The sequence below is a fragment of the Stappia indica genome (genome assembly GCF_001696535.1).
Classification (GTDB): domain Bacteria; phylum Pseudomonadota; class Alphaproteobacteria; order Rhizobiales; family Stappiaceae; genus Stappia; species Stappia indica.
Genome location: NZ_MBQE01000002.1, coordinates 123,474 through 144,207, shown reverse-complemented (window position 1 = coordinate 144,207; position 20,734 = coordinate 123,474). Strand labels below are relative to the sequence as shown.

Sequence of the window (20,734 nt, the reverse complement as noted above, 5' to 3'; positions counted from 1 at the left end):
GGAAACAGTACATTTCTCGGGCGAATGCAGGTGGACAAGCGCGGTCGCCTCTGCTAACACAACGCCCTGACTGGCGACGCGAGGGCGGCGCGGCCTTGACTTTGTGCAGGTTGCAGCCCCTTCCCGGATGGCGACCGGTTCCGGTTGCGGTTCGACTTCGCTTCCGCATCACATTGAGATTGCTCCGGCACAGGATGCAGGTCCGCATCCCGTGCAAACACGATGGGAAAAGACGCGTGCAGGTTCTGGTCCGCGACAACAATGTCGATCAGGCGCTCAAGGCGCTTAAGAAGAAAATGCAGCGCGAAGGCATCTTTCGCGAGATGAAGCTTCGCGGCCACTACGAAAAGCCGTCCGAGAAGAAGGCCCGCGAAAAGGCCGAGGCCGTTCGCCGCGCCCGCAAGCTGGCGCGCAAGCGCGCCCAGCGCGAAGGCCTGCTGCCGAGCAAGGCTCCCCGCCGCTAAACGGCCTGGCGCGACGCCTGTCGCGCCTCCTTCTGCCGATCCCTTCAGGTCTTTCGCCTCCTGCTCCGGGCCGACGCGCCCGGCATGGAGGCGAAGCCGTTTGAGCCGGCCAGCCTGCCCCTTGCGGCGGCTGCCGGAGCGGCGGACCCGCCGGGTTTCCGCCCGAATCGGCTGACACCCTCGCGTGGGTGGATCGCAACGGACGATCATGCCATTGTCCTTTGCAGATCACCCGCAACGAGGACAGGACCAATCGAGGTGCCGGCAGTGCATAAGGCGAAGTTTCGACCCGCTCCCTGGAAGGGCCTCATCCTTTCCGCAGCCCTTCTTGCGGCGGGCTGTCAGGCCTCGGGCCTTTCGTCCGGCATTCCGATCGACCGTTCGGCCGGCTCGGCCGCCAACATCGATTCGCTGAACGCGGTGATCGAGGCGAACCCGCGCGATGCGGCGGCCTACAACACCCGCGGCATCGCCTATGGCCAGGCCGGGCGTTTCAAGGAAGCTATGGCGGACTTCGACACCGCCCTGCAGCTCTCGCCGAATTCCTACCAGGCCTATGCCAACCGCGCGCTGGTCCACCGGCGGATGGGCAATATCAATGCCGCCGTCAACGACTACAGCGCCGCGCTGCGCATCAAGCCCGACTACGACCTTGCGCTGGTCGGGCGCGGCAATGCCTATCGCGAGCTCGGCCGGGACGACCAGGCGCTCGCCGATTTCGACGCGGCGATCCGCCTCGATTCCAGCAATGCCCGCGCCTTCCACAATCGCGGCCTGATCCACCAGGCGCGCAGCAACCACCAGCGCGCCGTCGAGGACTTCGCCACCGCCATCGGTCTCGACCCCAATGCGGCCGAGCCCTATATCGCGCGCGGCATCTCCTATCTCGCCCTCAACGATCCCAAGGCCGCCCTGTCGGACCTGTCCGACGCGGTCAATCGCGACCAGCGGTCGGCAATCGCCTGGGCCAACCGGGGCATCGCCCTGGAAACGCTGGGCCAGGCCAGCGACGCGCGCCGGTCCTACAACCGCGCGCTCGGCATCGATGCCTCCAACGAGATCGCCCGCGAGGGTGTCGGCCGGCTCGACCGCGGCTCGCCCACCCGCAGCTGACGACAGGTACGGCGCGACGGGATACCACGGTCCCCGCGCCAGTCTCTCTCGCTCACCCGTTTGCCCGAAAGCCGTTCCGCCGGCCTCATCCGTACGCGTCGGCCGATCCTGCGCCACGCAAAGCCACGGCTTCCTTCCATTCTCTCTCCCCTCGCCTCGTCGCCGCCTTTCCCGCGCGAGCCTGATATCGCACGCCTGATACCTGTGCCTTGACGGCCTCGGCACCTGATGCCTGACGGGACCCGCAAACGCGAAACGGCCGGCAGCGATCTCTCGCTGCCGGCCGTTGCCGTATTCGGATGAAGGTCGCCTGGCCTCAGTGAAGCGAGACGACCGGAAGCAGAACCACCGCCGGGCCTTCGAACCGGTCCGGGCGCGGCATCTCGCCGTCGCGTGCGGACACGCCGAAGCGGTTGGCATAGACCCGGCCGCCCGGGGCCATCAGCAGTTCCAGGCGGCGCTGGTTCGGATGCTGCAGCTGGGCGAAGGTCTGGGCGCGGGTGTTGGTCAGGCCCGAGATGATGTCGGGGATCGCCGTGCGGTCCGGCAGCGCCGCGAAGCGGGCCAGCGGATCGCGGATCACCGGCTCGGGCAGACGGCCCGACACGGAAGCCTGCCGTGCGGCCGGAGCCGCGGAGGCGGCCGGCGCCCGGGTCTGCGAGGCGGTCGAGGTTCCGAGCGCGGAGGCCGAAGCCGTGGCCGGCGCATAGGCCAGCGTCGCGCCGGCGATATCCACCTGCGGCTTGCGGCCCGGCTGCACACCGGTTGCCGCGGCGATGGCCGACACGCCGTCGGTCGGCGCCGGGCGCGGACGGGCGGCGGCGAGCGCTGCACCGGTGGAAGCCTCGATCGGCCCCTGGCGCAGTTCGGCCGGCTTGGCGTGCGGCGCGATGGCGGCAACCGTGATCGGAGCCTGTGCGGCGGGCGTCTGCTCGGCGGCGGCGACTGTGGTCGCCTCCACGGCCGGGAGACCGCCGGCCAGCCTGCGGGCCTGCCCGTCGAGCGTGCCGCCATTGCCTGCGCCGGCTGCCGCGGCGACGATCGCCGGGAAGTCCTGCGGCTTCAGGCGCGGCATAACCTGGACGATGGTCGCCGATTCGCTGGCGGCGGCGGGAACCGGGGCCGGAGCGGCCGCCGACCTCACGCCGGGAGGCGCTTCGGTGGGAACGGGAGCCGGGCTTTCGGCAGCGGGTGCCGGAGCAGCGCTGGCGACCTGGGTGCGGGTGACCGGAGCCGGCGGGGTCGGCTGCGTCGCGACATCCTCACCCTCGTCCTCGTCGCCGCCGAAGATGCGGGCGAACAGGCTCGGGCCGCCGGAGCTCGCGCCGCCGGCCGGACGCCGCGTGATGCCGCCATCCTCGATGTCGCCCGAACGGCGCGTCGTTCCGGGCGATGCGCTGGCAACGGCCGTCGGCCGGCTGGAGACGCCGCGCTTGTGACGGGCCAGCGCCTCGGCATAGCCGGGCATCTTCTTGCCGTCGGTCGGAACGTGGATGGTGTCGCCGCGCGGGAAGACCTTGGCCAGCTGCGAGCGGGTCATGCGCGGCCAGTGGCGCACCGAGCCGGTGTCCATGTGCACGAAGGGCGTGCGCGAGGTCGGGTAGAAGCCGACGCCGCCGATCTCCTTGCGCAGGCCGATGGCGCGCAGCTTCGAGATGTTCACGCCGGGGATGAAGAAGTCCATCGCCTTGCCGCGCGTGTGCTGGCTGTTCTTGGCAACGCCGCGCGAGCGGCCGCGCAGCATGTTGTTGGTTGCGGGAGAGCGATAGGACGAGACGACGTGGATCGCCTCGTTCGTGCCGGCCTGCTGGTACACTTCCCAGATGAGATCGAACAGCTTCGGATCCATCTTGGTGCTTTCGTTGCGTCGCCAGTCCCGCAGGAACCGGTTCAGCTCGCGAAGCCCCTCGGAGACGTAGCGGCCGTTACGCTTGAACGTGATCGACACGCGCTCATGCGTATGGGTGTTGTACAGCTTCAGCGTGCGCGTCTCGGCAGACGCCGGAGACAGCGACATGGGCGACAGCAGCGCCAGGGCGAAAGCGGCAAGCGCCAGTGCTGGCAACGCGCTATATCGCAGCCGGGAAAACCATGCCTCGAGCAATGTCAGTCTCGCTTGTTTGCCGGCGGTTCCGCCGAACATCGCCCCCCGTCGGACTGATGTAAGGGACCGAGGTTAAGAAGCCTTTACCGTATTCCGAAATGAGCGCAAATCGTGGCAATTGCGCATCATTGCCGAAAAAAATGCCGGTACTCGGCCTTTTCCCTCATGTGTGACCCGTCCGTCAAGGGTACCGCGCCCATTCGCGCCTGCTCGAAGGGCGCGCAAGGGGCAGTTCAGGTCGCCTGAAAACGACTCACGCGCGCAGGTTTCGGCACGATTTCTTCAGATCTCCTCAGTAGTCGGAGCTGGCACGCTGGCGGCGCATGAACATGCGCTGGCGCTCGGCGGCAAAGTCGACGACCTTGCGCTTCTTCGCCGGCTCGGCCTGCGCTGCCACCGGGCGCGAGCGCTTCACCGGAGCGGCCACCGCAAAGCGCTGCCAGTCCTCCCAGCCCTCGATTTCCAGCGCCTTGGTCAGCGTGGCGTTGTGGCCGTAGATGTCCGGCCGGCGCTGCAGCTTGCCGTTCTCGTCGACGAAGGCGGTGAAATAGGCCAGATGCACCGGCACCGGCCGGGTCAGGTCCGCCCGCTTTTCCTGGCCGCCGATCATCGACTTCAGCCGCGCCGCGGTCCACTCGCCGTCCATCTGCAACAGCGCATCGGCGAAGTCGAACGGATCCTGCACGCGCACGCAGCCATGCGAGAAGGCCCGGGCAGAGCGGGAGAACAGGCTCTTGGACGGCGTGTCGTGCAGATAGACCGCGTGCCGGTTGGGGAACATGAACTTGATCTGGCCCAGCGCGTTGCCGCCGCCCGGCCGCTGGCGGATACGCACCTTGTTGAGGTTCACCCCCGACCAGTCGACCGAGGACGGATCGACCACGCGTCCGCCGGCCAGCACCTCGTAGTTCCGCTGCGACAGATAGCTGGCATCCGAGCGGATCGACGGCAGCAGCTCCTCCGAGGCGATGGAATAGGGCACGTTCCAGTAGGGATTGACGATGACGTGGTCCATCACGTCCGAGAAGACCGGCGTCTGGTTCGACGGCTTGCCGACGACGACGCGGGTCTCGTAGACCTGCGCCCCGTCGCGGAACAGCCGCGCCTTGAACTCCGGAATGTTCACGAAGATATGGAAGGCGCCGAGGTCGCGCGGCATCCAGCGCCAGCGCTCCATGTTGGCGAGGATGTCGCTCTCGGCCATGCCGTCGTCGGAAGCCGCGTTGAGCGCCAGCAGCGTGCGCGGACCGACGACGCCGTCCGCATGCAGCCCGTTCTCGCGCTGGAAGGCGAACACAGCCTCCTTCACCCGCGCATCGAACAGCTCTTCCGCCAGGACTTCGCTGCCGGCGGCCTCGCTCGCCGCGCTCTCTCCGGCAACGGTCGCGTCTGCCACGGCTGCATCTGCCACGGACGCGTCCGCAACAGCGTCCTCGGCGGACACCGCGTCCGCAACGGCATCGGCAGCCGCCTCGGCCTCTGCCGGCGCCTCTGCGGCAGTTTCCACCGCAAGGCCCAGACGGGCGCGGAGCACGGCAACGCGCGCATCGCGCATGCCTTCCTTCAGCGTCGGCCCTTCCGGCACCACCGGCGGCGTGTCGTCCTTGCCCCGCGCGCGGAGCTCGGCCAGCTTTTCGCGCAGCGCCGCAAAGCCCGGCTGCGGCGGGTTGTAGCCCGCAAGCGTCGCCGCCGGATCGGCGGAGGCGGCAAGCGCGGCCAGCACCTCCTGCGGCTCGGGATGCACCGGGTCCAGCGTCACGTTCTTCGACAGGGAGACCGGCTGCACGCGCCCGGCCTGCGCCTGATCGGCATAGGCAAGAGCCGCCGCCGACAGCAGCGCCTCGAACCGCGCGGCCCGCGCCTCGTCCATGCGTCCGGCAGAGCGGGCCAACTCGCCCGGCAGGGCGTAGTCGGAGACCTTCAGCCCGTCGCGGTCGGCCTGCGCGAGACGCGCAACGAGCCGCCGCGCCTCCAGCGTCGGCACGCCGTCGGCGATCCACAGCGGCTCATGGCCGCGTGCGGCGTAGAACTCTTCGAGCTGCTTGCGTCGCTCGGCGTTCATGAAGGGCAGCGCAGTGTCGCTTTCGGAAAGACCGGCCCCCGTCTCCAGCAGCACGGCCAGCGCCGGCTCGGGCAGCGGCGCGGCGATGACGGCCGGCGTCTCGGCCTCCGTGGCCGCACCAGGGATCGCGCCCGTGGTCGCCAGCGCCGGCAGCGCGCTCGTCAGCATCAGGCCGGCAAGGGTGGCTGCGGCAATGCGGGCCGGGCGGAAACGAATGCTGCGGGCCATGAAGCTCTTCCGGTTGCCCCGTCCGGGCGAACCGCGCCCGTGTCGAGGTGATTCTCCTGGGTGAGCCCTCACCAAGCCGCCACGGCGCCGTCAATGCAAGTCACGTCGCGTCACGGGCAGCGCTACTCGGCCGCCTCCGCATCGGGTGTTGCATCGAGGCCATAGTCCTTCAACTTGCGGTAGAGGGTCGAGCGCCCGATCGACAACCTGCGCGCGACTTCGGTCATCCGCCCGCCGTAGTGGTCGATGGCGGTGCGGATCATCTCCGCCTCCACGTCCTCCAGCTTGCGGACATGGCCGTGATCGTCGAGCGAGCGCATGTAGCCGAAGGGCGTCGCCGGCCCGCCCCCGCCATCGCCGAGGGCGACACCGGCGGTCTGCGGTGCCCGCGCGTCGGTCTCGTCTCCGTCTCCGGTTTCCGCTGTCGGGCCTGCCTCGTGCGAAAGCACAGGCCGCGGGGCCGGCACGCGCGCGGTGCCCGCCAGACTGCCGACGCTCGCCTGCACCTGCGGGAAGTCGTCGGCGACCAGATGGTCGCCCTCGCACAGCACCACGGCGCGGAACACCGCGTTCTCCAGCTGGCGGATGTTGCCCGGCCAGTCGTAGGCCTGCAGCATCGCGACCGCATCCGGCGCCACGGTGGAGATATGCGGGCGCCCCTCTTCGGCGGCGAAACGCGCCAGGAAGTGCCGCACCAGATCGGGGATGTCTTCCGGCCGGTCGCGCAGCGGCGGCAACCACAGCGGAAAGACGTTGAGCCGGTAATAGAGGTCCTCGCGGAACTGGCCGTCCTTGACCAGGTCGATCAGCCGCCGGTTGGTCGCCGAGATCAACCGGAAATCGACCTTCACCGGCCGCCGCGAGCCGATCGGGTCGATCTCGCCCTCCTGCAGCGCCCGCAACAGCTTCACCTGGATGTCGAGCGACAGCTCGCCGACTTCGTCGAGGAACAGCGTGCCGCCATGCGCTTCCTGGAACTTGCCGACATGCTTGTCGACCGCTCCGGTGAACGCCCCCTTCTCGTGGCCGAACAGGATCGATTCCACCAGATGCTCGGGGATAGCGCCGCAATTCACGGTGATGAAGGGCTTGGCCCGCCGCTCGCTGGAGCCCTGGATCGCGCGGGCGATCAGCTCCTTGCCGACGCCCGATTCGCCCTCGATGAGCACCGGGATATGCGAGGTGGCGGCCCGCCGCCCGACGCGGATCACCCGCTCCATCGCGTCCGACCGCGTGACGATGTCGTCGAAGGAGAACGTACCGCTCGCCTGCTTGTGGATCCGGGTGATCTCGCCTTCCAGCGCCGACATGCGCATGAAGGTGCGGATCGCCACCTCCAGCCGCTCCGGCGACACCGGCTTGACCACGAAGTCCTGCGCCCCGGCGCGGATCGCGTTCACGGCCGCATCGATGCCGGCATGCGCCGTCTGCACGATGATCGGCACGGTCTTCTTCATCTCGCGAAGCTTGGCGATCACGCCCATGCCGTCCAGCTCGGGCATCACCAGGTCGAGGATGACGAGATCGACGTCGCCGCCTTCCGCCGAGGCCATCATCGCCACGGCCTCCGCGCCGTTCTCGACACTGCGCGCCCGGTAGCCGAAGCGCTTGACCGCTTCTTCCAGCAGGCGCCGCTGTACGGGATCGTCGTCGGCGATGAGGATGCGTCCGCCTGTGGGGATCATGCGTTCGCCTGCCTTTTCGGAACTGTCTCAATTCGGGTCAGGCTATCCGTGCACCGGTAAACAAAATGTCCACATTTGCCGGCGCGCGCCCTCTTCGCGCCGCCTTTAGCCGTTGCTCTCGACGAACAATCCACAATATCCAAGGGACAGAACGATATGGCGCGCACGCCGCGCCAAGAGACCAGGACACGAGAGCGGAGACCTCATGACGCACGCGACAGGCTGGACACAGGCACGGGGCGCACTCGCACAGGGCGCCCGCTCGGCGGCGGAAGGCGGCAGCGCGGCGAGCGAGCTCGGCACCCTGCCGGAGTGGAACCTTGCCGATCTCTATCCCGCCCATGATTCCCCGCAGGTCGCGGCCGATCTCGCCCAGGCGGCGCGCGACGCGAGCGCCTTCGAGCAGCGCTACAAGGGCAAGCTCGAGGAGATGGCCCGCCGCTCCGGCGCCGAGCTCGCCGGTGTCATTCGCGAGATGGAGGCCCTCGACGACCTGATGGGCCGCCTCGCCTCCTATGCCGGCCTCTTCTACTCGGGCAACACCACCGATCCGGTGCGGCAGAAGTTCTACGGCGACGTGCAGGAGAAGCTGACCGCCGCCAGCACCCACCTGATCTTCTTCGCGCTGGAGCTGAACCGCATCGACGACGCCGTGCTCGACGAGGCCGCCCGCGATCCGGAGCTCGGGCATTACCGCCCGTGGCTCGACGACATCCGCAAGGCCCGCCCGCACCAGCTGGAAGACCGCATCGAGCAGCTCTTCCACGAGAAGTCGGTGACCGGGGCCGGCGCCTGGAACCGCCTCTTCGACGAGACGATGGCGGGCCTGCGCTTCGATGTCGACGGCATCGAGCTGTCGCTGGAGCCGACCCTCAACCTGCTGCAGGACGCGGACGGCAGCCGGCGCGAGACCGCCGCCAAGGCGCTCAGCAAGACCTTCCGCCAGAACCTGCCGGTCTTCACGCTGATCACCAACACGCTGGCCAAGGACAAGGAAATCTCCGACCGCTGGCGCGGCTTCACGGACATCGCCGACAGCCGGCACCTGGCCAACCGGGTCGAGCGCGAAGTGGTCGACGCCCTGGTCGAGGCCGTGCGCGAGGCCTATCCGGCCCTCTCCCACCGCTACTACGCGATGAAGGCCGGCTGGCTCGGCCGCGACGTGCTGGACTTCTGGGACCGCAACGCGCCGCTCCCCTCCGCCGACACCCGCCGCATCCCCTGGGACGAGGCGCGCGAGACCGTGCTCGGCGCCTATGGCCGCTTCTCGCCGAAGATGGCGGACATCGCCCGCGACTTCTTCGACAAGGGCTGGATCGACGCGCCGGCGCGCACCGGCAAGGCACCGGGCGCCTTCGCCCATCCGACCGTGCCCAGCGCCCATCCTTACGTGCTGCTCAACTATCAGGGCCGCACCCGAGACGTCATGACCCTGGCCCATGAGCTCGGCCACGGCGTCCATCAGGTGCTGGCCGCCCCGAACGGCGCCCTGATGGCGCCGACGCCCCTGACGCTGGCCGAAACTGCGAGCGTCTTCGGCGAAATGCTGACCTTCAAGGCGCTGCTCGGCCAGGCCGAGACGCCGGAGAAGCGCAAGATCCTGCTGGCCGGCAAGGTCGAGGACATGATCAACACCGTGGTCCGGCAGATCGCCTTCTACACGTTCGAGCGTAAGGTCCACGCGGCCCGCCGCGAGGGCGAGCTGACCTCCGCCGACCTGTGCGACTTGTGGATGTCGGTGCAGACGGAGAGCCTTGGCCCGGCAATCCGCCTCGGCGAAGGATACGAGACCTACTGGACCTACATCCCGCACTTCATCCACTCGCCCTTCTACGTCTACGCCTATGCCTTCGGCGATTGCCTGGTGAACTCGCTCTACGCAGTCTACGAGGACGCGGAAGCCGGCTTCCAGGACAAGTATTTCGCCATGCTGTCGGCCGGCGGCACCAAGCACCACTCGGAGCTGCTCGCCCCGTTCGGGTTGGATGCCACCGACCCCGCCTTCTGGCGCAAGGGCCTATCGGTCATCGCCGGGTTCATCGACGAACTGGAACGGCTCGACGCATGAACGACCTCGACGGCGGGGGGCGGGATCGCCCCTCCCCCGCCGGCCCGCCCTTTTCCCACACGCCCTATGACGGCTCGGCCCGGCCCTTCAGCGTCGGCCTGCAGCCGCTCGACCTTGCCGACTGGATCGAGCCCGACGCGCAGCTCGCCGAACAGCTGGACGAGAAGGAGCGCCTCCTTGCCGGCGGCGGCGAAGCCCCCGTCCTGCTCGCCGAGGACGGCACGCAAGACGCACAGCAGGAAGTGCTCGACCTGCTGGCTGCGCACCTGCCGCACCATTTCCCCGATCTCTATCGCCGCGAGGGCGAGGCGATCCGCATCCTGCCCGCCGGGCGCGCGGTCGCGCTGTCGGGCGAGGACGACATCCCGCTCGGCCGCGCCGCCCGGCTGGTGCAGGAAGACCTGATCCTCATGCGCGCCTCGCCGCAGGGCTACCGCCTTGCCGCCGGCGCGCTCTGCTTTCCCTCGTCCTGGTCGCTCACCGACAAGTTCGCCCGGCCGATGACCGCGATCCACGAGACGGTGCCCGGCTTCAACGACGGGCGCATGGGGCCGATGGTCGCACGCATCTTCGACAACCTGCCCGTCGACCGTCCGAGCTGGCGGCTCAACTGGTCGCTCTATACGGGCCCGGCGCTGCACCGCCCGTTCCCCAAGCGGATCGCCGCGGACGGCACCGATCCGCACCGGCTGGCACGGGACGAGGCCGGCGGCCTGCATGTGCGGGTCGAGCGCCAGACCCTGCGCCGCTTGCCCAAAAGCGGCGACATCCTCTTCACCATCCGCATCCATCACGATCCGGTCGCCGCCTTCGCGCGCCATCCGCTCGGGGGGCAGCTGGCGCTCGGCCTGCGCCGGCAATTGCTGGAGCTCGACACGGCCCAGACCGCCTACAAGGGGCTGACCGCCGACCGCGACGCCATCGCCGAGGCGCTGGCACGGCTTGCCGACTCGTTGCCCGGTGCATGACCGCACCTGCCCCGGCCGGATCGATCCACTATATCTGTCATGACGTAGCAGCAGTTCCGGACGCGCGTTCGTCCCGTAACCGGCCGAGGCAAGAATGAGCACCCAACCACCCCGCGACCGCGAGCAGAACCGCCTGAGCGCCCGTGTCGGCCGCTATGCCCGCGTCGGCGCCAACATGAGCGGCCTTGCCGCGAAGATCGCCGGTGCGCGCGTCTTCGGCTACACCATCGACAACGAGAAGCAGGCGGCGGAGCTGGCGGCGGCTCTCGGCGGGCTGAAGGGCCCGCTGATGAAGGTCGCCCAGCTGATCTCGACCATTCCCGATGCGGTGCCGCCCGAATATGCCGCCGAGCTGGCGCAGCTGCAGTCCGATGCCCCGCCGATGGGCTGGGCCTTCGTCAAGCGGCGCATGTCGGCGGAGCTCGGCCGCGACTGGCAGTCGCGTTTCGCCAGCTTCGACCGCGAGCCGTCGGCCGCCGCCTCGCTCGGCCAGGTGCACCGGGCGCGGGCGCAGGACGGCGCGGACCTTGCCTGCAAACTGCAATATCCGGACATGGCCTCGACGGTGGAGGCGGACCTGCGCCAGCTGTCGCTGCTTTTCTCCGTCCACCGCCGCATGGGCCCGGCCATCGACACCAGCGAGATCGCCCGCGAGATCGGCGACCGGGTGCGCGAGGAGCTCGACTACCGGCGCGAGGCCCGCCACATGGCCGCCTATGCGCAGATCTTCGCGGACGAACCGCGCATCCGCGTGCCGAAAGTGCACGAGGACCTGTCGACCAGGCGCCTGCTCACCATGTCCTGGCTCGATGGCCGGCCGCTGCTGAGCTTCAAGGATCATCCGCTGGAGGACCGCAACCGCCTCGCCGAGGTGATGTTCCGCGCCTGGTGGCACCCGTTCAGCCATCACGGGTTGATCCATGGCGACCCGCATCTGGGCAACTACACGGTCTTCACCGAGGGCGAAGCACCCGCCGGCATCAACCTGCTCGACTACGGCTGCATCCGCATCTTCCCGCCCGGCTTCGTGCGCGGCGTCGTCGATCTCTATCGCGGGTTGCTGCATGGCGACGACGATCTCGTCGTCTCCGCCTACGAGCGCTGGGGCTTCCGCGGCCTCACCCGCGAGCTGATCGACATTCTCAACATCTGGGCCCGCTTCATCTACGGCCCGCTCTTGAGCGACCGGGTCCGCTCCATCGCCGACGGCATCAAGCCGGCCGAGTACGGGCGCAAGGAAGCCTTCCGCGTCCATCAGGCGCTGAAGGAAAAGGGCCCGGTCACGGTACCGCGCGAGTTCGTCTTCATGGACCGGGCGGCCATCGGCCTCGGCGGCGTGTTCCTCCATCTGAAGGCCGAGCTCAACTTCTTCCGCCTGTTCAACGAACAGATCGAGGACTTCGAGCAGGACACCGTCGCCGCCCGCCAGGCGGCGCTGCTGGAAGGGGTGGGCCTGACGCCGTCGGTCGCCGGCTGATCCGGCCCGTCCGACCCTTGCACTGATATGGCCGCGACCGGCCTTCAGGTCGCTGCGCGACTGCCCCTCGCGCAGCTTGTCTCGCAGCGCAAACTGCGCGTTGCCCGAGGGAAGCTGTCTGCTATAAGTACGCCAAACATCCACCCTGGCTACGAGAGGGATCCATGGCAGACCACAACGCTCCGTCGATGGACTACGCAGAGCACGAGCGCACCTACAACGGCTTCATCAACTTCTCGAAGGTCGGCACCATCGCCTCCCTGAACGTGATGCTGTGCCTCATTCTCTTCACGTTCGGCGGCGGCGCCGGCACGTTCTTCGGCTGGGTCGCGCTGATCGCGACGCTTGCGGCTGCGGCCGTCGGCCTTGCCACCGGCGCCAAGGGCTGGATCCCCTCCGCCGTGGTGTTTCTGGTCACCGGCCTGCTCGCGATCGTGACCGCCGCCTGAGCGGCTTTTCGTCGATCGCAGATTTTTCGAACGCTGGCCGATTTTCGCATACTGGGAGGAGACAACCGATGAAGCTCGCTGTGCCCCGCGAGAGCGAGGCAGGAGAAACACGCGTCGCCGCAACGCCCGACACCGTGAAGCGGTTCGTCTCGCTCGGCTTCGAAGTCAGTGTCGAAACCGGCGCCGGCACGTTGTCGCGCGTGGTCGATGCCGACTATCAGGCCGCCGGCGCCACCATCGCTAAGGACGCCAAGGCGACGCTCGAGGGCGCCGACCTGGTTCTCAAGGTTCGCCGCCCCAGCGCGGCCGAGCTCGGCCTGATGAAAAAGGGCGCCATCGTCATCGCGACGATGGACCCTTACGGCCATGAGGACGCCGTCAAGGCGATGGCCGAGGCCGGTATCTCCGCCTTCGCCATGGAGTTCATGCCGCGCATCACCCGCGCACAGGTCATGGACGTCCTGTCTTCCCAGGCAAACCTCGCCGGCTACCAGGCTGTCATCGACGGCGCCGCGGAATACGACCGCGCCATGCCGATGATGATGACCGCGGCCGGCACGGTTCCGGCCGCGCGCGTGTTCGTCATGGGTGCCGGCGTCGCCGGTCTCCAGGCGATCGCGACCGCCCGCCGCCTCGGCGCGGTGGTCAGCGCCACCGACGTGCGTCCGGCCGCCAAGGAGCAGGTCGAGTCGCTCGGCGCCAAGTTCGTCGCCGTGGAGGACGACGAGTTCCGCCAGGCGGAGACGGCCGGCGGCTACGCCAAGGAAATGTCGGACGAGTACAAGAAGAAGCAGGCCGAGCTGGTCGCTTCGCACATCGCCAAGCAGGACATCGTCGTCACCACCGCCCTGATCCCCGGCCGGCCCGCGCCGCGCCTGATCACCAAGGAGATGGTCGCCTCGATGAAGCCCGGCTCGGTGATCGTCGACCTCGCCGTCGAGCGCGGCGGCAATGTCGAGGGCGCGGTGCCCGGCAAGGTCGCCCAGGTGGGGGATGTGAAGATCGTCGGCCACCTCAACGTGCCCGGCCGCATCGCCGCCTCCGCCTCGGCGCTCTATGCCAAGAACCTGGTCGCCTTCGCAGAGACGCTGGTCGACAAGGAGGCCAAGGCCATTGCCGTGAACTGGGAGGACGAGCTGGTCAAGGCGACCGTCCTCACCCGCGACGGCAAGGTGGTTCACCCGGCCTTCGCGCCGGCAGCCGGATAAGGGGGGACGCCATGTCGGAACTCAACGCCAACGAAACGCTGGAGCGCGCCCGCGCTGCCGCGGAAGCTGCACGCGAGGCGGCAGAAACCGCCCAGGCGGCGGCCGATGCGGCCCGCGGCTATGCGGACCAGATCGCCGGCGGGGCGAGCGATTCGATCGCTCACGCCGCCTCCGCCCTCACGGGCGGGGCGATCGATCCCTTCGTCTTCCAATTCACCATCTTCGTGCTGGCGATCTTCGTCGGCTACTACGTGGTCTGGTCGGTGACGCCGGCCCTGCACACGCCGCTGATGTCGGTCACGAACGCCATTTCGAGCGTCATCGTGGTCGGCGCGCTGCTGGCCGTGGGCGTCGACCTTGCCGCCGATGGCGCCGGGTATGCGCGGGGCTTCGGCTTCCTTGCGCTGATCATGGCCAGCGTCAACATCTTCGGCGGCTTCCTGGTCACGCAGCGCATGCTCGCCATGTACAAGAAGAAGCAGAGATAGGGGGCCGGACACGATGCTTTCCGCCAATGTCACGGCCGTCCTCTATGTGATTTCGGCTGTTCTCTTCATCCTGGCGCTGCGCGGGCTGTCCAGCCCCGAGACCTCGCGCCAGGGCAACATGTTCGGCATGGTCGGCATGGCCATCGCCATCGTCACCACCCTGCTGACCGCCGCACCCGGCTTCTCCGGCCTGGTGCTCATCATCGCCGGCCTTGCCATCGGTGGCGGCGTCGGCGCGGTGATCGCCAAGCGCGTGCCGATGACCGCCATGCCGCAGCTCGTCGCCGCCTTCCACTCGCTGGTCGGCATGGCCGCGGTGCTGGTGGCCGCCGGTGCGCTCTATGCGCCCCAGGCCTTCGGCATCGGCACGGTCGGCACCATCCACGGGGCCAGCCTCGTGGAGATGTCGCTCGGCGTCGCCATCGGCGCGATCACCTTCACCGGTTCGGTCATCGCCTTCGCCAAGCTCGACGGGCGCATGTCCGGCGCGCCGATCATGCTGCCCGCACGCCACCTCATCAATGGCGGCCTGGCGGCCCTGATCGTCCTCATGGTCATCATCTTCGTCGCGACCGAGAGCCACACCGTCTTCTGGATGATCGTCGTCCTGTCGCTGATCTTCGGCGGCCTGATCATCATCCCGATCGGCGGCGCGGACATGCCGGTCGTGGTGTCCATGCTCAACTCCTATTCGGGCTGGGCGGCCGCCGGCATCGGCTTCACGCTGGGCAACATGGCGCTGATCGTCGTCGGCGCGCTGGTCGGCTCCTCGGGTGCGATCCTGTCCTACATCATGTGCAAGGGCATGAACCGCTCCTTCATCTCCGTCATTCTCGGCGGCTTCGGCGGCGAGACCGCTGCGGCCGGCGGCGGCGGGGCGGACGACCGTCCGGTCAAGCAGGGCTCTGCCGAGGACGCGGCCTTCATCATGAAGAACGCTGCCAAGGTCATCATCGTGCCGGGCTACGGCATGGCGGTTGCCCAGGCGCAGCACGCCCTGCGCGAGCTGGCCGACACGCTCAAGGAGGAAGGCGTCGAGGTCAAGTACGCCATCCACCCGGTGGCGGGCCGCATGCCGGGCCACATGAACGTGCTGCTGGCCGAGGCGCAGGTGCCGTATGACGAGGTCTTCGAGCTGGAGGACATCAACTCCGAGTTCGCCCAGGCCGACGTCGTCTACGTCATCGGTGCCAACGACGTCACCAACCCGGCAGCGCGCGACGATCCGTCCTCGCCGATCTACGGCATGCCGATCCTCGACGTCGACAAGGCCGGCACGGTGCTCTTCGTCAAGCGCGGCATGGGCTCCGGCTATGCCGGCATCCAGAACGAGCTGTTCTTCCTGGACAAGACGATGATGCTGTTCGGCGACGCCAAGAAGATGACCGAGGGCATCGTCAAGGCGCTCTGAGCCTCGCCTCATCGCCATTGCACGCAATTCGCGGCGCGCCACCCCCGGGGGCGCGCCGTTTTCGTTTCGCAAGGCGAAGGTTTCGAAGGGCGGGAGGGTTGCGCTCAGGAGCGGTGCTGCAGCAGGGGCGTTCCCCGGGTCAGCTGGTACTGCGCCTCGAAGCCCCCGCAGAAGGCCGGGATGGCGCTTGCGGCCATCGGCCGGGCAAACAGGAAGCCCTGCACGATCTGGCAGCCGGTCTCGTGGACGAAGCGCAGCTGGTCCGCAGTCTCGATGCCCTCGATCAGCGTTTCGGCGCCGAGCGTCTCGGCCAGCTGCAGGATGCCCTGCACGATGCTGGCGCGGATGTGCTCGTCGCCCTCCAGCACGAAGGAGCGGTCGATCTTCAGCACGTCCGGCTTCAGCCGCATCAGGTAGGCGATGTTGGAATAGCCGGAGCCGAAATCGTCGAGCGCCAGCCGGACGCCGAGCTCGGCAAGCGCGGCCAGATTGGCCCCCACCTGGGCATCGTCGATCAGCAGCACCCCTTCGGTAATCTCGATCTCGAGTTGGCGCGCCGTCAGGCCGTGGCGGCCGAGCGCCGCCGCCACCAGTTCCGCAAGGCCGGGGGTCTGGAAGGTGCGCGGCGACAGGTTGACCGACACCCGCAGCCGCCGTCCCGCCTCGGCCCAGGAGGCCGCGGTGCGGCAGGCCTCGTCGATCACGAACCGGTCGAGTTCGGCGATCTGGTCGCCTTCCTCGAGGATCGGAATGAACAGCGCCGGCGGGATGACCTCGCCGGTGGCGGCGTCGCGCCAGCGCACCAGCGCCTCCGCACCGGTCACCGTGCCGGATCCGACATGGACCTGCGGCTGGAACTCGAGGAACAGCTGCCCCGCCGCCAGCGCCTGCGGCAACGACATGCGCAGCGCCTCGGCGCGGTCGCGGCGATCCGAGATGCCGGCCTCGAAGAACACCTGGCGTCCGCGTCCGCGGGCCTTGGCCTCATAAAGGGCAGCGTCCGCCGCCATGATCGTCGCGTCGATGGTCGGGCCGTCGTCCGGCCAGACCGCAATGCCGCAACTGAAATGCAGCGGGATCGTCTCGCCCTTGAAGACCAGCTCCGGCGGCGAGGACATGCGCTCGGCGATCAGCGCGGCGGGATCGCCGGCCTCGTCCTGCGCCAGGGGCAGCGTTGCGACGAACTCGTCCCCGCCCCAGCGCGCGACAATGCCGCGATCGCCGAACCGCTCCGACAGCCAGCCGGCCGCGGTCTTCAGCAATTCGTCGCCCGCCAGATGGCCGTGCCGGTCGTTGACCGCCTTGAACCGGTCGAGATCGAAGATGAGCAGGGCCTGTCTCGGCGTCGGCCCGGCCGCCGTCGTCGCGGTGGCCCATTCGGTGAACCCGCGCCGGTTGGCGAGGCCGGTCAGGCTGTCGATGCCGCTGGCGAGCCGCAGCTCGGTGACCATCCGCCGGTTGCGCCAGCGCAGCGCCAGCGAGATGAAGGACAGCACCAGCAGCATGGTCACGCTGGCGATGACCTCGAACCAGGCGCCGGCCGAGTTCTCCGCGCGGATCTTCAACGCCTCGTCGATATCCGCCTCGACGCCGCGCATGTAGTCGCCGATCGCGCGCGTCAGTTCGAAACTGGTGCGGCGCAGGTCGGCGAGCGTCGTCGGAGTGATGGGGGTCTGTCCCGAGGCAAGCCGGTCGAGACCGCCCAGCAGCGCCCAGGCGATGGGCGCCACACCGGAATCGGGCTCGACGAGCGGGCCCCGGCTCAGACCGCTCAGGACCTCGAGACGGATGTGCAGGTGGTCGGCGGCATCGGAGATCAGCCCCCGCGCGGCCGGCGAGGCGGCATCGACGCTCAGCGCCTGCAGCATGCCGTCCACCCGTGCCACCTCGGCGAAGGTGTAGCGCATATGGCGCACCATGTGCTGTCCGGCATCCGGCTCCGGCTGGTTCAGCGTGGCGACGCCGCGCAGCGCCACCAGCGTCGCCACCAGGCAGGCACAGGCCACCGCGCCGCCCACCAGCCACGGCTGCACCTTACGGAGCAGCGCGGATTGCGCCAGGATCCGTCTGAGGACGTTCACCACTCGATCTCGACGATCAGCCAGACGCTGCGGTCGGCATAGGTGCGTGTCTCCAGTTCCGGATACTGGTCGACCGGATAGATGATCCGTGCCGGACCGCGTTGGCGCAGGGTCAGCCGCTCCTGGCCGGCGCGGGTCGCGACGACGATGGGCCACCGCTCCCAGTCCCCGCGCGGGATGTCGGCCGAATAGCCATCGGAGGCGCGCACCACCAGGCCCTCGGCCTCGCTGGCGCCGATCATGCGGACGAATTCGGACAGGAGAACCCCACGAAACTCGATCAGCGGCTCGTCGGGGCTGGCGCGGCCGCGGATCTCGACCATCGGCAGGCGCTCGATCTCGTCGAGGGAGAGGTCCCGCGTCACGCCGCCATGTCGCAACAGGATCGTCCCGGCCGCCGTCACCCGGTCGGACGGCGCCAGACCCGCCGCCTGCGCGCTCAACGATCCGGCGAGAAAAACCGCGGCACCCAGAAGAGCTGCGAACATTCGTGCGATAGACATGAGGTCCTCCATCCGGCAGTCGTCCAGGAAGACCTCTCCATCTTGCACGACGCCTTAGTCTGTCGGCGGCGAATGTAACCTGTTGCCGTGAAGGCAAGCTTAATCTCTCCGCAGTTTTTGCAGGGATCCAGCGCGCAACAGAGCAGGAAAAACCGGGGCTGCGCCGGTTTCCTCGCCGCCCCTGTCCATCGCCCGCCTTGCGGTCAATTTCCGGTTGCGGCCGGTTGGTGGCTTCCCCTTGCGTGGCGCGCTTTGATGGCACGGGGGACTGCCACGATGATACTCGAAGCACTTTGCCTGATGGGCGCGCTCGGGCCGGCCGGTCCCTATACGCCCGTCGATCCGCCGGCCGTCACGCTGGTCCAGGCGCGCCGCGGGCTCACCTGCAAGCAGATGCCCGATTGCCGCTCGGCGGTGATCCTGTGGTGCTCCGGCTATGGCCGCGCCGATGGCGACGGCGACGGAATCCCTTGCGAGAATGTGTGCTCCTCGCGCCGTCAGGTCGAGGCGATCCTGCGGGAGATCGGCTGCGACAAGTAGCGGCACGGCCCGCGCGCTCGCGCCTCACGAAAAAACCCGGCACGCGGGGCTCGCATGCCGGGTTTCATCGGGTGTGGTGCTGCGGCCGCGCGGCCGCGCGCCGTTCGGATCAGGCGTCGTTCGCCGGTCCGTTCATGCCCAGCGCATGCATGTAGAGGTCGAGGATCGCGTCCTCCTCCTCGCGCTCGTGCGGCTGCTTCTTGCGCAGGGAGATCACCTTGCGCAGGATCTTGACGTCGAAGCCGGTGCCCTTGGCTTCCGCGTAGACATCCTTGATGTCGTCCGAGATCACCTTCTTCTCTTCCTCGAGACGCTCGATGCGCTCGACAAATGCACGCAGCTGGTCGCCGGCGACGCCGCCTGGATCGGACATGGGTACTCGTCTCCTTCATGGGTGCGGGCCGGACGGCCTGCGGATCGGGGTGATGAAACGGGGCCGGGAGGCAAAGTGCCTCCCGTGATGCCGATCTGCATGCGCGGAAAATCGGGCGGATGCAAGACCGGGGAACGAAAACGGAACGATATTCACATGGGCGTTGCGCAGCGTCTCACTCGTGCGGGCGCGCCTTTTCGAAGGCAGCCTGCTGCTCGGCGCTCGCCTCGTTCTGGTGGAGATCCTTCCACTGTGAATACGGCATGCCGTAGACGATCTCGCGCGCGGCTTCCTTGTCCAGCGCGACGCCCTTCTCGTTGGCCGCATCCAGATACCAGTTGGACAGGCAGTTCCGGCAGAAGCCGGCAAGGTTCATCATGTCGATGTTCTGCACGTCGGTGCGCTTGCGCAGATGCGAGACCAGCCGGCGGAATGCGGCCGCCTCCAGTTCGGTGCGCGTTGCCTCGTCGATTTCGGCCATGTCCTTCTCCATCTCTCGCGGACCCGGTCCCTCGCGGGATCCGGCCGCTCAGTCGCAGCGCGATCCGTAGTGGCGGATCGTGTTGAGGTCCGGCGCTTGCTGCAGCACCGTCGCGACCAGCGGCACCAGACGCTGCGTCCAGGCCTCGATGCCGGCCGCATCCTTGATCAGGTCCTGGCGGACCTCCAGCAACGCATGCGCCAGCCCTCGCGCCGTACCATGCCGGTACATGCAGTCGTTCTTCAAGGCCCCGTCATAGGGCTCGTTGTCGCCCACCACCAGATCGGGATCGGTGCGCAGGGCGTCAAGCAGCGGCAGCGCGAAACGCGGATCGCTGTCCCACAAAATACCCGCATGCCAGGGCCGCGGCACGCCGCGCCACACGGGCGTATAGCTGTGGATCGACAGGATCGCCGGGGGATGGCCCTCCGCGATCGCCGCGTCGATCTCCGCCGCCACCGCCTCGTGATAGGGCCGGTGATAGGTGACGAGCCGGTGCTGGCGCTCGGCCGCATCGTGCGTCGCATTGCCCGGCACCACCGAGCCGTCCGACAGGCGCATCACCAGCGTCGGATCGTCCTCGCCCCGGTTCGGGTCGATCAGCAGCCGCGAATAGGTGGTCATCAAGGCCGGCACGCCGAAGGCCTGCGCCAGTCCCAGCGTCAGTTCGCGCACGCCGATGTCGTAGGCGATGTGGCGCGAGAACTCCGAAGCCGGCAGCCCGAGCGAGCCGTAGCGCGCCGGCAGGGCGTTGCTGGCATGGTCGCACAGCAGCAGAAGCCCGCGCGAGCGGTCGCCCTCGACCTTCTCGAACGGCGCCTCGTCCGGGGATTTCGCGGCAGGAAACCGGGTCTCGGCCATCTCGGCTCCGTCTGGCATATCCGCCCGCCTTTCGCTCGGCGCCCGGGGGCGGCGCAGGCGGCAAGGGGCTTGCGGTGGAACTTGCAGGATTCAGGTTCCGCTGTGCACCATATCCCGCGTCCGCTTTCAACTGCATTTTCGCCTCGACTCGCGATAAGAGCTATCGGCGA

18 protein-coding genes are annotated in these 20,734 nt (G+C 68.5%); 10 read left to right on the top strand and 8 right to left on the bottom strand.

The genetic code is table 11. The features are described from left to right. Positions 1-236 precede the first annotated feature (236 nt). Complete coding sequence (rpsU, locus tag BBX35_RS08645; RefSeq protein WP_029059436.1) at positions 237-464, top strand: 30S ribosomal protein S21; 228 nt, start codon at positions 237-239, stop codon at positions 462-464. A gap of 258 nt (positions 465-722) precedes the next feature. Beyond that, complete coding sequence (locus tag BBX35_RS08640) at positions 723-1,577, top strand: tetratricopeptide repeat protein (protein ID WP_244271598.1); 855 nt, start codon at positions 723-725, stop codon at positions 1,575-1,577. 316 nt (positions 1,578-1,893) lie between these two features. On the opposite strand, the gene mepK is transcribed toward BBX35_RS08640, so the two are convergent. From mepK to BBX35_RS08625, 3 genes are all read right to left on the bottom strand, one after another. Continuing rightward, positions 1,894-3,642 carry a peptidoglycan L,D-endopeptidase MepK gene (gene mepK / locus BBX35_RS08635; RefSeq protein ID WP_244271597.1) on the bottom strand — a complete coding sequence of 583 codons (1,749 nt, stop codon included), beginning with the start codon at positions 3,640-3,642 and terminating at the stop codon, positions 1,894-1,896. Positions 3,643-3,973: 331 nt separating this feature from the next. Continuing rightward, the gene (locus BBX35_RS22770) at positions 3,974-5,971 is read right to left on the bottom strand and encodes a L,D-transpeptidase family protein (RefSeq protein WP_067218657.1); all 1,998 of its coding nucleotides are present in this window, start codon (positions 5,969-5,971) and stop codon (positions 3,974-3,976) included. A 122-nt stretch (positions 5,972-6,093) separates the two neighbouring features. Next, on the bottom strand, positions 6,094-7,656 hold the full coding sequence (locus BBX35_RS08625; protein ID WP_067218656.1) for a sigma-54-dependent transcriptional regulator: 1,563 nt from the start codon (positions 7,654-7,656) through the stop codon (positions 6,094-6,096). Positions 7,657-7,861: 205 nt separating this feature from the next. On the opposite strand from BBX35_RS08625, the gene BBX35_RS08620 reads away from it, so the two are divergent. From BBX35_RS08620 to BBX35_RS08590, 7 genes are all read left to right on the top strand, one after another. Then, a complete protein-coding gene (locus BBX35_RS08620) occupies positions 7,862-9,724 on the top strand; it encodes a M3 family oligoendopeptidase (protein ID WP_067218655.1) in 1,863 nt (620 codons plus the stop codon). After that, positions 9,721-10,692: a heme-dependent oxidative N-demethylase family protein gene (locus tag BBX35_RS08615; protein ID WP_067218652.1), complete on the top strand. Its 972-nt coding sequence runs from the start codon at positions 9,721-9,723 to the stop codon at positions 10,690-10,692. Before BBX35_RS08620 ends, BBX35_RS08615 begins: the two co-directional genes overlap by 4 nt. 94 nt (positions 10,693-10,786) lie before the next feature. Further along, positions 10,787-12,169, top strand: coding sequence for an ABC1 kinase family protein (locus BBX35_RS08610; RefSeq protein WP_067218648.1), 1,383 nt, complete (start codon positions 10,787-10,789; stop codon positions 12,167-12,169). 164 nt (positions 12,170-12,333) lie between these two features. Beyond that, entirely contained in the window at positions 12,334-12,618 is a 285-nt protein-coding gene (locus BBX35_RS08605; RefSeq protein ID WP_083206142.1) for an aa3-type cytochrome c oxidase subunit IV, read from the top strand. Positions 12,619-12,686: 68 nt separating this feature from the next. Further along, entirely contained in the window at positions 12,687-13,826 is a 1,140-nt protein-coding gene (locus BBX35_RS08600) for a Re/Si-specific NAD(P)(+) transhydrogenase subunit alpha (protein ID WP_067218645.1), read from the top strand. 11 nt (positions 13,827-13,837) lie between these two features. Further along, the gene (locus BBX35_RS08595) at positions 13,838-14,314 is read left to right on the top strand and encodes a proton-translocating transhydrogenase family protein (protein ID WP_067218643.1); all 477 of its coding nucleotides are present in this window, start codon (positions 13,838-13,840) and stop codon (positions 14,312-14,314) included. A gap of 13 nt (positions 14,315-14,327) precedes the next feature. Further along, complete coding sequence (locus BBX35_RS08590; protein WP_067218641.1) at positions 14,328-15,725, top strand: NAD(P)(+) transhydrogenase (Re/Si-specific) subunit beta; 1,398 nt, start codon at positions 14,328-14,330, stop codon at positions 15,723-15,725. Positions 15,726-15,829: 104 nt separating this feature from the next. Here BBX35_RS08590 and BBX35_RS08585 read toward each other — a convergent pair whose 3' ends face one another. After that, positions 15,830-17,806 carry a putative bifunctional diguanylate cyclase/phosphodiesterase gene (locus BBX35_RS08585; protein WP_067218638.1) on the bottom strand — a complete coding sequence of 659 codons (1,977 nt, stop codon included), beginning with the start codon at positions 17,804-17,806 and terminating at the stop codon, positions 15,830-15,832. Then, entirely contained in the window at positions 17,803-18,309 is a 507-nt protein-coding gene (locus BBX35_RS08580) for a putative pterin-binding protein (RefSeq protein ID WP_141687837.1), read from the bottom strand. Before BBX35_RS08580 ends, BBX35_RS08585 begins: the two co-directional genes overlap by 4 nt. A 276-nt stretch (positions 18,310-18,585) precedes the next feature. Here BBX35_RS08580 and BBX35_RS08575 point away from each other — a divergent pair, with 276 nt between their 5' ends. Then, positions 18,586-18,849, top strand: a complete 264-nt coding sequence (locus BBX35_RS08575) for an excalibur calcium-binding domain-containing protein (RefSeq protein WP_244271596.1) — start codon at positions 18,586-18,588, stop codon at positions 18,847-18,849. A 109-nt stretch (positions 18,850-18,958) separates the two neighbouring features. On the opposite strand, the gene BBX35_RS08570 is transcribed toward BBX35_RS08575, so the two are convergent. From BBX35_RS08570 to BBX35_RS08560, 3 genes are all read right to left on the bottom strand, one after another. Next, the gene (locus tag BBX35_RS08570; RefSeq protein WP_067218634.1) at positions 18,959-19,222 is read right to left on the bottom strand and encodes a DUF2312 domain-containing protein; all 264 of its coding nucleotides are present in this window, start codon (positions 19,220-19,222) and stop codon (positions 18,959-18,961) included. Between the two features lie 175 nt (positions 19,223-19,397). Further along, a complete protein-coding gene (locus BBX35_RS08565; protein WP_067219889.1) occupies positions 19,398-19,703 on the bottom strand; it encodes a DUF1244 domain-containing protein in 306 nt (101 codons plus the stop codon). Positions 19,704-19,751: 48 nt separating this feature from the next. After that, a complete protein-coding gene (locus tag BBX35_RS08560; protein ID WP_067218631.1) occupies positions 19,752-20,564 on the bottom strand; it encodes an N-formylglutamate amidohydrolase in 813 nt (270 codons plus the stop codon). Positions 20,565-20,734: the final 170 nt, after the last annotated feature.